We start from the raw sequence: 13,536 nt of genomic DNA, 5'->3' as shown, positions 1-13,536 counted from the left end.
AGAAGAATGGCAGAAGAGAAAAGACAAAATCGCCCTCGCGGCGGCGGCTTCGGACAGATTGCACCGGTGGAAAAAGCCAAAGACTTCAAAGGAACAATTAAAAAGTTAGTTTCATATCTTGGCGCTTATAAAATCCCCGTTTTCTTTGTAATGATTTTTGCGATTGCCTCAACAATCTTCAATATTTGGGGACCTAAAATTTTATCAAAGGCAATCACTGAGCTTTTTAATGGGTTAATAGAAAAATATCAGGGAACAGGCGGTATTGATTTTGAAAAAATCGGTGGTATTCTGTTCTTCCTGTTGGGATTATATGTTGTAGCAGCCCTTTTTGGAACGATTCAAGGATGGATTATGTCGACAATTTCACAAAAAATTACGTATCGTATGCGAAAAGAAATTTCAGAAAAAATTGATTGTATGCCGATGAACTATTTTGAAAGTCGTACAACCGGTGAAGTATTGTCACGGATTACCAACGATGTCGATACATTGGGACAGTCGCTGAACCAGTCCATCACACAGTTGATTACTTCAACGTTTACCATTATCGGAGTTATTATTATGATGCTGTCTATCTCGGTGCAGATGACAGGAATATCAGTATTGATTGTACCCATCTCATTTATTCTCATTATGATTGTTGTAAAAAACTCACAAAAATATTTTAAAACACAGCAGGAATATCTGGGTGTTATTAATGGTAAGGTAGAGGAAACGATCGGCGGGTATACTATTGTTCGGTTGTTTAATGATGAAGAAAACTCACTTAAAGAGTTTAAAGAGCAAAATGATGTTCTATTTAAATCTGCGTGGAAATCCCAATTTCTTTCAGGCTTAATGCAGCCGATCATGAATTTTGTCGGTAACTTAGGCTATGTGGCAGTTGCCATCATCGGTGGGATTATGGCATACAATGGGACTATCACTGTAGGAGATATACAGGCGTTTATCCAATATGTTCGGAACCTGACACAGCCTATTGCTCAACTTGCTCAAGTATCAAATATGCTTCAGTCAATGGCTGCAGCTGCAGAACGTGTTTTTGAATTTCTTGATGAGGAGGAAGAAGATCAACAGGCTAAAAATCCGGTTAAACTTGACCAAGCAAGGGGCATAGTAGATTTTGAACATGTACAGTTCGGTTACACTCCAGATAAAATTGTTATCCATGATTTCAGTTCCCATGTCGATCCGGGACAGACTGTAGCAATCGTTGGTCCGACTGGAGCCGGTAAAACCACAATGGTTAAACTGTTAATGCGCTTTTATGATGTGAATTCCGGAGTGATTAAAATCGATGGACACAACATTAAAGACTTTAATCGGGCAGATCTCCGTAAAAATATTGGGATGGTTCTTCAGGATACTTGGCTGTTTAAAGGAACAATCATGGACAATCTTCGTTATGGTCGACTAGATGCAACTGATGAGGAAGTATATGAAGCGGCAAAAGCAGCCCATGTTCATCATTTTATCCAAACATTACCAGGCGGCTATAATATGGAATTGAATGAAGAATCTTCCAATATTTCTCAAGGTCAGAAACAGCTGTTGACAATTGCCCGCGCAATTTTGGCAGACAAACCGATTCTAATCTTGGATGAAGCCACTTCGTCTGTGGACACACGAACGGAAGGGCTGATTCAGCAAGCCATGAATAACCTGATGGCTGGTCGTACATCCTTTGTTATTGCACACCGACTGTCAACTATAAAGGATGCAGATAAGATTCTTTATATGCAGGAGGGTGACATTAAAGAGCAGGGAACCCATGAAGAACTGCTTAAACAAGGCGGCTACTATGCGTCGCTATACAATTCGCAATTTGAAGAATTAGAAGACTAAAATAGTAAAGAGAAAGACTGGAAATCTGCAACAGATGGTTTCCAGTCTTTTATATATATTTTCAGAATGACCATAAGTGTATATGAAAGAATGTGATTTTAAGCACAATCTTTCTGTTTTTTTGTGTTGATAGAATAATAAATTTCCCTAGATAGAAGTCGAAAACTGTAATTAATTGTTCATTAAGCCTGATTAATAAATTATATCAACATAATAATACGATTTTTGAATTTTTTTAAAGACTGTTTTCTAAAATGTGATATAATGAACAATAGAAAAACAATTATATTTAGGGGGCTAATTTAAATGAAAAAAATCGTTTTAACTACTGCGGCATTGTTAACGTTGCTGGCAGTAACAGGGTGTGCTTCAGATAGTAAAGATACAGGAAGTTCATCATCAACTGAGGCAAGCAGTACAGCTGCTGCGGAAAGCTCAAGCAATGCGGCAACTGCTGATATTACAATTGCCGACGGAAGTACAAAAGATTCAGCACCGGCTGAAGGAACAGTCTATATGAGGCAACTGCTGACAGCACCTCATGGTACGAAATCTTTTGCAGTAGTGAACGTAACAATGAATGGAGACAAAATTCTAGGTGTTCAGTTTGACGAATTCCAGTATGTTTCTCCAGATGATTTCACTGGTGTACCGAATGCAGATGGTGCTTTTGGTGAAAACTTCCCAACAGATACTGTTTTAGCAAGCAAACGTGAAAATGACAAAGCATATTCAGCAATGATGGCAGATAAGGGCGGAGCAACTCAAAATTGGTCTGACAGCATGGATGCAATTATTGATTTTGCAGTAGGTAAAACTGCTGGAGAACTGGAAGCAGCTGTTGCTGACTTGGATGCTTTAGGAGAAGATGACAGTCCTGCTGATGTAGTAACAGGGGCAACCTTCTCTGATACTTCTGGTTATCTACAAGCGATTATTGATACAGCGAATACAGGGATGATTTCTGAAGGCGTGAAAACTACTACAGAAGATTTCAAAGAAGCACAGCTTCTAGGTGCACCACACGGAGATAAGTCCTTCTCTGTTACAACAGTAGCACTGGATGGCGATAAGCTGGCAACAGTTACTGTGGATGAATTCCAATATGTTGATCCAGCTGACTTTGGCGGTGTTCCAAACTCTGATACCGATTTTGGTGCAGATGTTCAGGGTGGTCTGGTATTATCTTCCAAACAGGCAAACAACGAAGCATATTCAGCAATGATGGCGGATAAAGGCGGAGCAACCAATGCATATTCAGATAATATGGCGGCAATTACTGAATTTGCTTTAGGGAAAACAGTGAAAGAGCTGGAAGATACAGTGAAAGAACTGGACGGTTTAGGAGAGGATGACAGCCCAGCTGATGTAGTAACAGGGGCAACCTTCTCTGATACTTCCGGATACCTGCAAGTAATCATTGATGCAATGAATGCAGCAAAATAATTTGTTTGATTAATTAATACGAACTTCCGAAACTGAGAGTAAAATCTGAGTTTTGGAAGTTTTTTAGTTCCATTTTCTACAGCTGCTCTGGTCAAAATAATGTATCAATTCACAGCTATTCATTTTATGAGTAGTGTTTCTTGACAATTTTCGTATATTCCGACTTATTGTCATAAATCACTACGATTGACTTGTCAGAGTAGGTGTGCATGATACCTACTTGGTTCTTGAGCCAGAACACTTCTATCACAACCTCGTTTTGATTCTCTTGTTTCTATTATTAATAAAATTATATTTTTAGAACCGTACACTAATGAAGTCATGAAAAAAGCTAAGAAACTCACTCATCAGAGTGTAATTTCTCAGCTTTAAAATTTAGTGTTGCAGCTTAATCATCCGGATTCATCTTGTTTGCTGCCAGAATGAATGGTGTCCAAATTACAAACGCCACTGCCAGATTTACTAGAGTCAGCACAATGGCACGCCAGTCTCCGCCGGTTGCCAAGAAGCCGCTGAGGATCGTCGGCATTACCCAGATAACATTTACTACCACTGGTTTAACCAGACCAGTCATTGTTGCGAAATAAGCGATTGTTGCTGTTGCAATTGGTGCCAAGACGAAAGGAATCATCAAAATTGGGTTTAATACAACAGGCAAACCAAACATTACCGGTTCGTTGATATTAAAGGCACCAGGCCCGATTCCCAATTTACCTACAGTCTTATAATCATCACGTTTAGAGAAGACCAAGATACAGATAAGGAGAACCAGTGTTACACCAGCACCGCCAGGCCATACAAATGCTTCAAATGAACCTGCAACCCATTTGAATGGAATTTCCTCGCCGGCTTGATACGCATTGGTATTTTCAACCATGGCTGTACCATATAAGGTTTGTAAAACAGGCGACATAATGTTGGTTCCATGCAATCCAAAGAACCAAAGCACATGTATCAAAATCACGATGATAAATACAGCAAAGTATCCCTGAGATAATTGCATTAACGGAGCCTGAATAGCTGAAGAAATCCAGTCAACCAGGTTCTGTCCTGAAATCTGTTTAAACACGTCATGAATCAGACCGACAGTATATAATGATACGATTGCCGGAATAATAGCCGCAAATGCTTTTGATACAGCAGGAGGAACACTGTCAGGCATTTTGATAATAAGTTTTTTGTTCATTAAAATTGAGAAAATGATTACTGAAATAAAACCAAAAATCATTGCTGTAAATAATCCGGAGCCGCCCATGTATGAGCCAAAACTGAAGTAGCCCCAGGCACTTCCGCCGATACTTGAAACACCGCCTTCTGTAACTACAGTACCGCCTGCATCTGAAATCATTGTAGCCACTTCAGATGGAAGTTCACCGGCTAAAGAAAGTGTAGTAGAAGCTGAATCCGGCAAACCAATGAAAAAGGCAACCAAAGATACGATTGCTCCGGAAAGCGGGTCCACTTTGTAGGCTTTTGCTAGATTAAAACCTAAGGACATTGCAAAAACAACGGCCATAATTGCTAAAGTCCCTGTCCAGACCAACCCGTTTATTCTAATAACAGGTGTAAAAAAATCAGTAACTGGATTTGGGTTGCCGATGTATTCTCTTGGAAAATCACGATTCCGATAGGTAAGTCTTTGAAATAATCGCCAACTTTTCCCCCGGACCACACCGTACGTGAGACTTTCACCTCATACGGCGTTCCATCAATTTTACTGATATCAATATACATCTATTTTACAACAAAATTGAACGGTTTTTGTTGTAAAACATTAGTGAAAGCAACAGTAAAAATTACTGTATCAGAACAGAAATCAGTCAATTTGAATAAACCCACTGAATCCTGAATGCCTTAAGACATTTCTTTCTATCTATGTAAAGCACATATTTATCAGTAATATGCTTGACTTGCGGCTATCCCTCCACAGCTTGTTATCACTGCTTCACAGGTACTGTGCCGCTACTCTCACTGGTGTAAATGAGCTTATTTTTTTCGTCTCAACCATTTCACAGGAAGGTTTAGTCCTCCATGTCACCAGCTTTCCACGTTCCGATGATTCTATCCATTTGTGATACTTTTAGGTGCCTGCTCTAGACCTGTAGTTATCTGACGCCTGTAACGCCACACGGTTGTTCATATCTATGAATTTTACTAAACCGCAACTTACACTCATTTATAGGGGGATAACCTAATTAGGAGTAGATACATTTCTGTATCCCATGCTTATAGATCTGTACCTTCGCAGGTTTGTCAGTGCTGATGCACATTCTCACCATGAGTATTTTTGGGACTCCCGGCCTATAGGTTACACCATCCGCCTCCGGACAGCTTTCGCTTGTTTACACAACTGCGGTAACTCTCAGCCGACTTCACCGAGCTTTTGACTATTCGCTGCTAACCTCAGCCAATTGCCAATCGGAGTATCAGAGGAAACATTTCCAGACGTTACTCTGTCATTCCATTTCTCGAATCATCAGTTCTCCTTGAAAATTAACTATTCAAGTGCCCAGCCTTTTCAGCTGGAAACGTGTCGCACCATAAAAGCATTTAGTAATACTGCAATAGCACCGGCCATCGTTGCCGGCATCGTTCCGATAAACGCATCCCGCAAAGCAACCAGATGTTTTTCTGATCCGATCTTAGCTGCAACGGGCAGGATGTATTTCTCCATAAATTTCATAATCCCATTCATAATTATCTCCTTAGTTCTTTGAATTTTGTATTATAAGTCAACAAATCTTTCAAAATAATTAAAACGCTGTCATTTCAATTATTTCTGGAAACCAACCACTCCTTTCTATTTTCTGAAACGATACATCTTAATTAAACTTCCCTCCCTTCAAATTGGTCTCAAGAATATAATAAGCAAGAACTATGCCGTATTTATTATAATGTTATATGTTTATAAATGCGGTTGTTCCAGTCTTTTTTGAATTTTCTGATATACACACTAAAATTACTGTGCAGAAAAACAGTGTGTATTTTTACACAGTTTGGGTAATTGAGTAAACGAATACAACTCTTATTTACTATTAGAATAGGAAATGGGAATTTTTTTTAGGAAGTCATTTTTTCATTTGAAAAGAACAGTGCGTGGTTTTAATAAGAGCATACAGTATCAGTGGGTACTGTCTATGGGAATTGTTCTTTGGTAGGATAAAAAAAGAAAAGCTGCATTGTCTGCAGAAAAAATTCTAAGTTGCAGGCAACGCAATATGCTATTTTTCATTTTTTATTTGATGTACTTTTCGTGCCAGCATTTCAAGGATGTATGTAACCGGCAGCTGAGAGGTAATATTTGTTTCCCGATACATTTCTGTGTTTGTGTAATAGGGTAAATTGACATCTGAAAGACGGGAAATAGTTGAATTAGCACTATTTGTAATGGAAATAATATGTGATTTATGAATTTTTAATTGATTGATACAGTCAATCAGATCTTCATTCTCTCCAGAAACTGAAATGGTAATCAGACAGATTTTACTATCCAGATTTGATGAAATATTATATAAAGGTGTGTTCAATGGATCTTCTATATTTAAAGCTAATGTAAACAGAGAGGAATACAGCATTGCGCCGTATCCGGCCATCGTACTGGATGTCCCGATTCCAACAAAAAGAACTAGATCTGTCTCTTTTAAAATAGTTGCTGCAGCATTAATTTTTTCTTGAAACTCTGGGAAACTTGTACGTTTAAGAAATTCAATAAATGGCATTTCATCAATTGAAGATACTTCCAGCGCTTTTTTATCCAGCTCCTCAGTATAGAGTTGAAGGCGAAGACGAAAATCGGAATATCCTTCACAGCCGAACTTTTTGCAAAAACGTAAAATTGTTGTAGTGCTGACATGAGTGGCATTTGCCAGATCCCTTATTCTCATAAAGCAGACTTTGTGTATGTTCGCAGTAATGTAATTGTAGATATTGACCTCGATATCTTTTAATTCAACCTGATGAGATAAAAAAAGCATATAAACGCTCCCTTAACAGCTTTGTTTTTTTATTCTATTCTTCTGCTCATTCTACGCAACAGATTTTTATCTGTCAAGTATAGAGAATTACTGATATAAAGAGTTTTATGGGGGATTTTATTACAGAAATGAGAAAAAACACAATGTTTTATTTTGTGACATTTTACAAAATAGTGAACATTTCTCTAAGAAAGGTGAAACCATTTACAGAAAGTGTCGAACTTTATATACTTAAGCCATAAAAACAGATTTATATGAAAAAATTAACTATAAAGAAGACAGGAGAATGAAAAAATGAAAAAGCTTAAAATTGTAACAATTGGCGGAGGCTCAAGCTACACTCCTGAATTAGTGGAAGGATTCATCAAACGTCATAAGGAACTGCCTGTCAGTGAATTGTGGCTGGTTGATATTGAAGAGGGGAAACATAAGCTGGAAATTGTCGGTGCAATGGCTGAAAGAATGGTGAAAGCTGCTGGGATTGACTGTGAAGTACATCTAACATTGGATCGCCGTGAAGCATTAAAAGACGCAGACTTTGTAACGACTCAGTTGAGAGTCGGTTTATTAGATGCACGGGTTTTGGATGAGCGCATTCCATTAAGCCATGGCTTAATTGGACAGGAAACAAATGGCGCAGGAGGGATTTTTAAAGCATTGCGCACAGTTCCAGTGATCCTGGATATCGTGGAGGATATGAAAGAGCTGTGTCCTAATGCCTGGTTAATTAATTTTACAAATCCGGCAGGAATGGTAACAGAAGCTGTCTTGCGATACGGCAACTGGAACAAAGTTGTAGGATTATGTAATATTCCTGTCAATGCAGTGTTTGAAGAGTCAGAACTGTTGGGAGAAAAACCGAAAGATTTATTCTTCCAGTTTGCTGGAATCAATCACTTGCACTGGCATACGGTGGTTGATAAGGATGGTCAGGATCGTACCGATGAATTAATTAAAAAAATGTATGGTGGGTCTGAATCAACAACAATCGTTGCAAATATTAAAGACAATGATCTGATTTTTGAACAGGTTGAAAATCTTCATATGATGCCATGTCCATACCATAACTATTACTATTATACAGATAAAATGCTTGCAGAAGAATTGGAAGATTTCAAAAATAATGGGACAAGAGCTGAAAAAGTTAAAATTATTGAAGAAGAGCTGTTTGAACTGTATAAAGATCCCAAATTGGATTATAAACCACAGCAGTTGGCAGAGCGCGGTGGAGCGAGATACAGCGATGCAGCTTGCGAAATCATCAATTCAATTCATAATGACAAACGGACAACAATGACTGTCAGCACCCGAAACAACGGAACAATTACTGATCTTCCGGATGACTCAGCGGTGGAGGTTACTTGTATGATTACTGGAAAAGGGCCGATTCCTTATAATTTTGGCAGCTTCAAGCCACAGGAAAGAGGGCTTCTGCAGTTGATGAAATCTATGGAACTGTTAACAGTTGAAGCAGCTGTAACTGGAGATAAAGGAACTTTATTGCAGGCCTTCACAATGAATCCGCTGATTACAAGCGGTGATGTAGCGAAAGAAGTCATGGAAGAACTGCTGGAAGCACATAAAAGCTATCTTCCTCAATTTTTTAAATAGATAAAAGTGTGTAAAACCAACAGATACTTTTGATGGATGAATCTTTGAACGATACGCTGTCTTTTCCCGATCAAATGGGAAGCAGCAGGCGTTTAAAGGTTCATTTTTTGTGTTCTAATAAATAGCTGCAATGTTTTCGGAACTTTAAGTAATGCAACTGTCTTGCAAGCTTTTTGATGGAAACCTTGAAATGAAATAAAGAACTTTTTCTTTTCTTGTTTAATTACGTTAAACTGGATAGTAACAGTAGCTGGCAACTCAAAAGAACCTATAAAAAAACTTCCTTATTAAATAACCAGTGCACTTGACAACAGGTCTCCATCATTGAGCGTTCGGGCGGTACAAAGAGCAGCGAAGAAACACGCCAGAAAAACGATTGCAGCTCAATGCAGCTCATTGTAAAGTGTTTGGTTTGTTCATAGTTAGCTTATTACAAAGGGGAGAACAAGCACAGGGTATGAATTTTTTCATAATCAAGGATTTTTGGATTTTAGGTGAATATAGTTTAAATTATCCAGTAGATGATGGGGGAGAGACATGAAAAAAATTTGGCAGCGGTTTGGGATGTTTACGATAATGATTCTTTTTGGTGCAGTCATAGGGAGGTACCTTGGGTATTCAGTTGGCTCCGGTGAGTTGACTGGAAGGGAAATTTTCCAGCTGCTTTTATTAACAGTTATCTTTTATATTATTCATATTGTCATTCATGAAGCGGGACATGGTTTTTTTGGTTTTTTAACCGGTTATAAGCTGGTCAGCTATCGGATTTTTTCTTTTATATGGATTTGGCAGGAAAATGGCAAGGTGATTTTTCGACGTCAGAAAGTCCCTGGAACATTGGGACAGTGTCTGATGTCTCCCCCAGCCTATCAAAGAGGAAAATATCCATTTCGCCTATATCTTATGGGCGGTGTTATGGTTAATTTAATTGCAACAGTCATTGCAGGCATCTTTTTTGCGCCTGTTTCATTGTGGGGCAGCTGTTTTGTTGTTGTCGGTTTATTTATTATCGTAACAAATGGTATCCCTATGGGCTTTAATGATGGGATGAGTATAATGCTTGCTTCTGCAAGCGAAGAACAGCAGTACTTACTTTATCTTCAGTTCGAAGTAAATGATCAGATGATGAAAGGAAAAACCTATCGGGAACTGCCTGACAGTTATTTTAGTGATGTTCCTGAAATTCCTAAACGTACGTATTTTAATGACTATCTGAGTTTCTTGCAGGTAGGTCGTGCATTGGATTGTCGTCAATGGAGAATCTATAAAACGAAACTGGAAGAGATTTGGAGGCATAAAGAGGACATTATCAGCCTTTATCAAATAGAGCTGAAGAAAGAGCTGCTGTTTTGTCTGTGTATCTTCGGAGAAAAAGATGTGCGTATTTCTCAATTATGGGAAGACAAGGATGTTCAAATGAGTTTGAAGCAGTCTTCAATGGGAAATTGCCGTGTGACAGCAGCTTACTATTATTATATTGAAAAGAAAAAAGATGAAGCATTGAAACAATTGGAAAATGGACAGCAGCTGCTGATAAAAGCACCAAATCCGGGAGATGGGAAAATGGAGCTCCAGCTGAATCAATGGCTTTCGGAACAAATCATGGAGAACTCTCAAGGTGTATTTTTTTAGAAGAAAATGACCGCAATAAAAAATGACGGAAAAAAAGAATCGGGGAACCTGTTAATAGAGAACAGGATACTCCGATTTTTTTATTGCTGAGGCTTAATTTTGAGAGATCAATGTGAATGAGTTTTTTTTATAATCAATCAATCCATCTGTTTTCATTCTACCCAGTTCTCTGGATAGTGCACTGCGATCAACACCTAAATAGTCAGCAAGCTCCTGACGAGAAAAAGAAATATCGAATTGGCTGCTGTTGTTTTTTCTGCTTTGAAGTTGTAGATAATAGAGTAGCTGTTCACGGAGATTTTTTTGTGAAGCTAAATCTATTTTTTGATAAAGAGACTGATTATTTGATAAGAGTAGCTGGAACAGATTTTCAATGATACGTTGACGCAACGGACAAGTCGTTTTTTCGGGATGCAGAATTTTGTCTCTTTCAATGTACAACACAATACACGAAGCGGCAGCTTCGACTTCAAATTTATTGATCGTATTTTTTTCCCACAGACAATTTTCCCCGAAAAGTTCTCCGGCAGAAAGCTCAGCAAAGATTTGCCGCTCCCCATGGATGTTTGTTTTGCTCAGATAAACACTTCCTTCTAAAAGAATACCGATTGAATGAAACACTGTATCAGGATAAAAGAGCGTGTCTTTTTTTGCGTATAAAATTGTCTGTCCCTGTAAACAATTCAATGCTGTCTGCGTCTCTTCCAGAGTAAAGCCGTTAAAGAATACAGAATGCTGAATTAACGGAAGGTATTTTTCCATAAATTTCCTCCATGTTGCATATGCAACCGAATTTATTTTATTTTTGTGCTATCTTTAAATGAGAATGATTTTCATTATCATTTGCATTAGTTCAATTCTATCAAAAAAAGCTCATTTATAAAAGAGGGGATTAGGAATGAATAATACTGTAGTATCTCTAAATAAGCTAATTGATTATAAAAATGGTCAAATTAGAAGCAGGAATCTGCACAAAACATTTAATATCAAGCTGCCTTTAATGATTTATGCGCTGGATAAAGGAGAAAGTATCAGTGTTGAACAAACAAATCTGACAAAGCTGATTCAAATCATTGATGGATCGCTGGAAGTAACGATAGAAAATGAACCGCATTATTTGAAGACAGGTGAACTCATTGTCATTACTCCAAAAGTACTTCATGAAATCAAGGCGGATGAGCAATGTAAATTTTTACAAATTGAAACATTATAAAAGAAAGGAAGAAACTGATGAGTTATATACAGAAAATACCGCACAGTAAAGTATTAAATCTACGAGAAGAGGTACCGGTTGAGAAAGAACAGGTTGCAAGCATGACTCTTGTACAACGTCAAGACTTGGGAATGACTATTCTTTCCCTTGACAAAGATCAGGAGATTGGCGGACATTCTTCAAAAGGCGATGCAATGGTCAATCTCTTGAGTGGTCAGGCAAGAATAACTATTGGAGATGAAGTATTTGTTATTAATGCAGGTGAGACCATTATTATGCCCGCAAATATTAAGCATGCACTGTACGCAGTAGAAGCTTTTCAAATGCTTTTGGTTGTGGTAAAACCAGAAGGAGAGTTGTAAGAATGGCTGGAAAACAGGTAGGTCATACATTTTTGGCTAAACTGGGGAAGAAGCGGCTTCGTCCCGGTGGATTGGAGGCAACGCAATGGTTATTGTCTGAAGGAAATTTTTCCAGTGAAAGTAAAGTTCTTGAAGTTGCCTGCAATATGGGAACAACATTGGTGGAGGTTGCGCAGAAATATCATTGTGAAATTATCGGTGTGGACTTGGATAAGAAAGCGCTCGAAAAGGCAAAACAGAACATCCAGAAGGCCGGTCTTCTGGATACAGTCAGCGTTCAATCCGGAAATGCATTAAAACTTCCCTTTGAAGATAATACATTTGATATCGTTATTAATGAAGCCATGCTGACAATGCTGGATAATAGCTCGAAAGCAAAAGCGCTGAAAGAATACTACCGTGTGTTAAAGCCGGGAGGAAAGCTGTTAACACACGATATTAGTTTGTCGGAACCCAATGAGCAGTTGGTGAATGATCTTAGCCGTGCGATAAACATGCGGGTAGCTCCATTAACATTGGACAGCTGGCAAAAGCAGTATGCGGATGCCGGTTTTCGAAAGGTCAAGTATCAGACAGGAGCCATGTCATTAATGAATCCTAGAGGAATGATTCGTGATGAAGGATTTCGCGGAGCGTTCATGCTTATCAAAAACGGCTTGAAAAAAGAGAATAGAGAACAGTTTATGACAATGTTCCGCTATTTTAAAAAGGAACAGAAAAATATGCAGTATATTGCCAACTGTGCAGAAAAATAAGCATAGAATAGAAATCAAACAGTGACTGTAATTGAAGCAATGGTTTTGTTTATCGGTAGTAAAAGGAGTTGCTTTTGTCCCGCCGGTTATTCGGGTTTAGGTATGAAGAGAGTTTGGAACTTTGATTCTGTTCCAAACTCACCTATTATTATGTGTCACAAAATAGTCACATAAATTTCATCATAGAAAAATAACTTTATTCCAAAAAATTCATACTTGATCAGTAATATAGAGTCATACCAAATAAGCAAACCCTAATAAACACTTTTTCATTTTTTAACTCCTTTCCCGCCCTCCCCCAAGGGGCGGGTTCTTTTTTTATTTTCATAAAATATATTGGCTCTTTGTCAAATCGGACTGATAGTATCACCAATGAACATCGGAAGAAGGAATCGAACTCCTTCTCCGGTGTTTTTTATTTGTATTGAATAAGGCCGTTGAGTAAGAAAATTCGGGTACGCATATTTGAAAAATCTCGGAAACCATAAGCAACTCTTTTTAGCGTTTTAATATGCGTGTGCAAGTTCTCTAAGCGACCATTGGAATAGGGTTTGGTCAAAGCAAGACGAATGCCATTTTCGTACTTGAAGAAAGCTTTTCTTACCGATCGTAGCTCTTCGGGTAGCTTCGTTGGCATCGTGCGAAGCAGGCGGAAGAAGTGATTCCCATCTTTCTCATGATAAGATGCCAATAGT

10 protein-coding genes and 2 pseudogenes are annotated in these 13,536 nt (G+C 38.3%); 7 read left to right on the top strand and 5 right to left on the bottom strand.

From position 1 onward, the window contains the following. Window positions 1-6 precede the first annotated feature (6 nt). Both LI954_RS02775 and LI954_RS02770 read left to right on the top strand, forming a co-directional pair. The gene (locus LI954_RS02775; RefSeq protein ID WP_229443492.1) at window positions 7-1,848 is read left to right on the top strand and encodes an ABC transporter ATP-binding protein; all 1,842 of its coding nucleotides are present in this window, start codon (window positions 7-9) and stop codon (window positions 1,846-1,848) included. Window positions 1,849-2,154: 306 nt separating this feature from the next. Beyond that, window positions 2,155-3,294: a peptidoglycan-binding protein gene (locus LI954_RS02770; protein WP_229441649.1), complete on the top strand. Its 1,140-nt coding sequence runs from the start codon at window positions 2,155-2,157 to the stop codon at window positions 3,292-3,294. Between the two features lie 388 nt (window positions 3,295-3,682). Here LI954_RS02770 and LI954_RS02765 read toward each other — a convergent pair. The 3 genes and pseudogenes from LI954_RS02765 to LI954_RS02755 all read right to left on the bottom strand — a co-directional run. Next, a pseudogene (locus LI954_RS02765) lies at window positions 3,683-4,915 on the bottom strand (PTS sugar transporter subunit IIC); the annotation flags it as partial. Between the two features lie 918 nt (window positions 4,916-5,833). After that, window positions 5,834-5,989, bottom strand: a pseudogene (locus LI954_RS02760) (PTS sugar transporter subunit IIC); the annotation flags it as partial. Between the two features lie 526 nt (window positions 5,990-6,515). Then, window positions 6,516-7,268: a MurR/RpiR family transcriptional regulator gene (locus tag LI954_RS02755; RefSeq protein WP_202067178.1), complete on the bottom strand. Its 753-nt coding sequence runs from the start codon at window positions 7,266-7,268 to the stop codon at window positions 6,516-6,518. Window positions 7,269-7,562: 294 nt separating this feature from the next. Here LI954_RS02755 and LI954_RS02750 point away from each other — a divergent pair, with 294 nt between their 5' ends. Next, a complete protein-coding gene (locus LI954_RS02750; RefSeq protein ID WP_202067177.1) occupies window positions 7,563-8,879 on the top strand; it encodes a 6-phospho-beta-glucosidase in 1,317 nt (438 codons plus the stop codon). 537 nt (window positions 8,880-9,416) lie between these two features. Then, on the top strand, window positions 9,417-10,511 hold the full coding sequence (locus tag LI954_RS02745; protein ID WP_229443490.1) for a hypothetical protein: 1,095 nt from the start codon (window positions 9,417-9,419) through the stop codon (window positions 10,509-10,511). Between the two features lie 93 nt (window positions 10,512-10,604). On the opposite strand, the gene LI954_RS02740 is transcribed toward LI954_RS02745, so the two are convergent. After that, window positions 10,605-11,273 carry a Crp/Fnr family transcriptional regulator gene (locus LI954_RS02740; protein WP_202067175.1) on the bottom strand — a complete coding sequence of 223 codons (669 nt, stop codon included), beginning with the start codon at window positions 11,271-11,273 and terminating at the stop codon, window positions 10,605-10,607. A 136-nt stretch (window positions 11,274-11,409) separates the two neighbouring features. Between LI954_RS02740 and LI954_RS02735 the strand changes: the two genes are divergently transcribed. From LI954_RS02735 to LI954_RS02725, 3 genes are read left to right on the top strand one after another with little or no spacing between them, the layout of a single operon-like run. After that, window positions 11,410-11,724: a cupin domain-containing protein gene (locus LI954_RS02735; RefSeq protein WP_229443488.1), complete on the top strand. Its 315-nt coding sequence runs from the start codon at window positions 11,410-11,412 to the stop codon at window positions 11,722-11,724. Window positions 11,725-11,741: 17 nt separating this feature from the next. Further along, window positions 11,742-12,086, top strand: a complete 345-nt coding sequence (locus LI954_RS02730) for a cupin domain-containing protein (RefSeq protein ID WP_229441647.1) — start codon at window positions 11,742-11,744, stop codon at window positions 12,084-12,086. Between the two features lie 2 nt (window positions 12,087-12,088). Beyond that, on the top strand, window positions 12,089-12,841 hold the full coding sequence (locus LI954_RS02725) for a class I SAM-dependent methyltransferase (protein WP_229441646.1): 753 nt from the start codon (window positions 12,089-12,091) through the stop codon (window positions 12,839-12,841). Window positions 12,842-13,256: 415 nt separating this feature from the next. Here the strand turns inward: LI954_RS02725 and LI954_RS02720 are convergent. Then, on the bottom strand, window positions 13,257-13,536 hold a 280-nt coding region (locus tag LI954_RS02720), incomplete at its 5' end, for a transposase (RefSeq protein WP_229443486.1).

Source organism: Enterococcus sp. CWB-B31 (assembly GCF_020567645.1).
Lineage (GTDB): Bacteria > Bacillota > Bacilli > Lactobacillales > Enterococcaceae > Enterococcus_L.
Note: the sequence above shows the minus strand (reverse complement) of the source record. Positions and strands in the feature narration are given on the sequence as shown.

Bases quoted from the DNA above. Each gene is read 5' to 3' on its own strand.
- LI954_RS02775 (WP_229443492.1), top strand. From the start codon at position 7: ATGGCAGAAGAGAAAAGACAAAATCGCCCTCGCGGCGGCGGCTTCGGA.
- LI954_RS02770 (WP_229441649.1), top strand. From the start codon at position 2,155: ATGAAAAAAATCGTTTTAACTACTGCGGCATTGTTAACGTTGCTGGCA.
- LI954_RS02755 (WP_202067178.1), bottom strand. From the start codon at position 7,268: ATGCTTTTTTTATCTCATCAGGTTGAATTAAAAGATATCGAGGTCAAT.
- LI954_RS02750 (WP_202067177.1), top strand. From the start codon at position 7,563: ATGAAAAAGCTTAAAATTGTAACAATTGGCGGAGGCTCAAGCTACACT.
- LI954_RS02745 (WP_229443490.1), top strand. From the start codon at position 9,417: ATGAAAAAAATTTGGCAGCGGTTTGGGATGTTTACGATAATGATTCTT.
- LI954_RS02740 (WP_202067175.1), bottom strand. From the start codon at position 11,273: ATGGAAAAATACCTTCCGTTAATTCAGCATTCTGTATTCTTTAACGGC.
- LI954_RS02735 (WP_229443488.1), top strand. From the start codon at position 11,410: ATGAATAATACTGTAGTATCTCTAAATAAGCTAATTGATTATAAAAAT.
- LI954_RS02730 (WP_229441647.1), top strand. From the start codon at position 11,742: ATGAGTTATATACAGAAAATACCGCACAGTAAAGTATTAAATCTACGA.
- LI954_RS02725 (WP_229441646.1), top strand. From the start codon at position 12,089: ATGGCTGGAAAACAGGTAGGTCATACATTTTTGGCTAAACTGGGGAAG.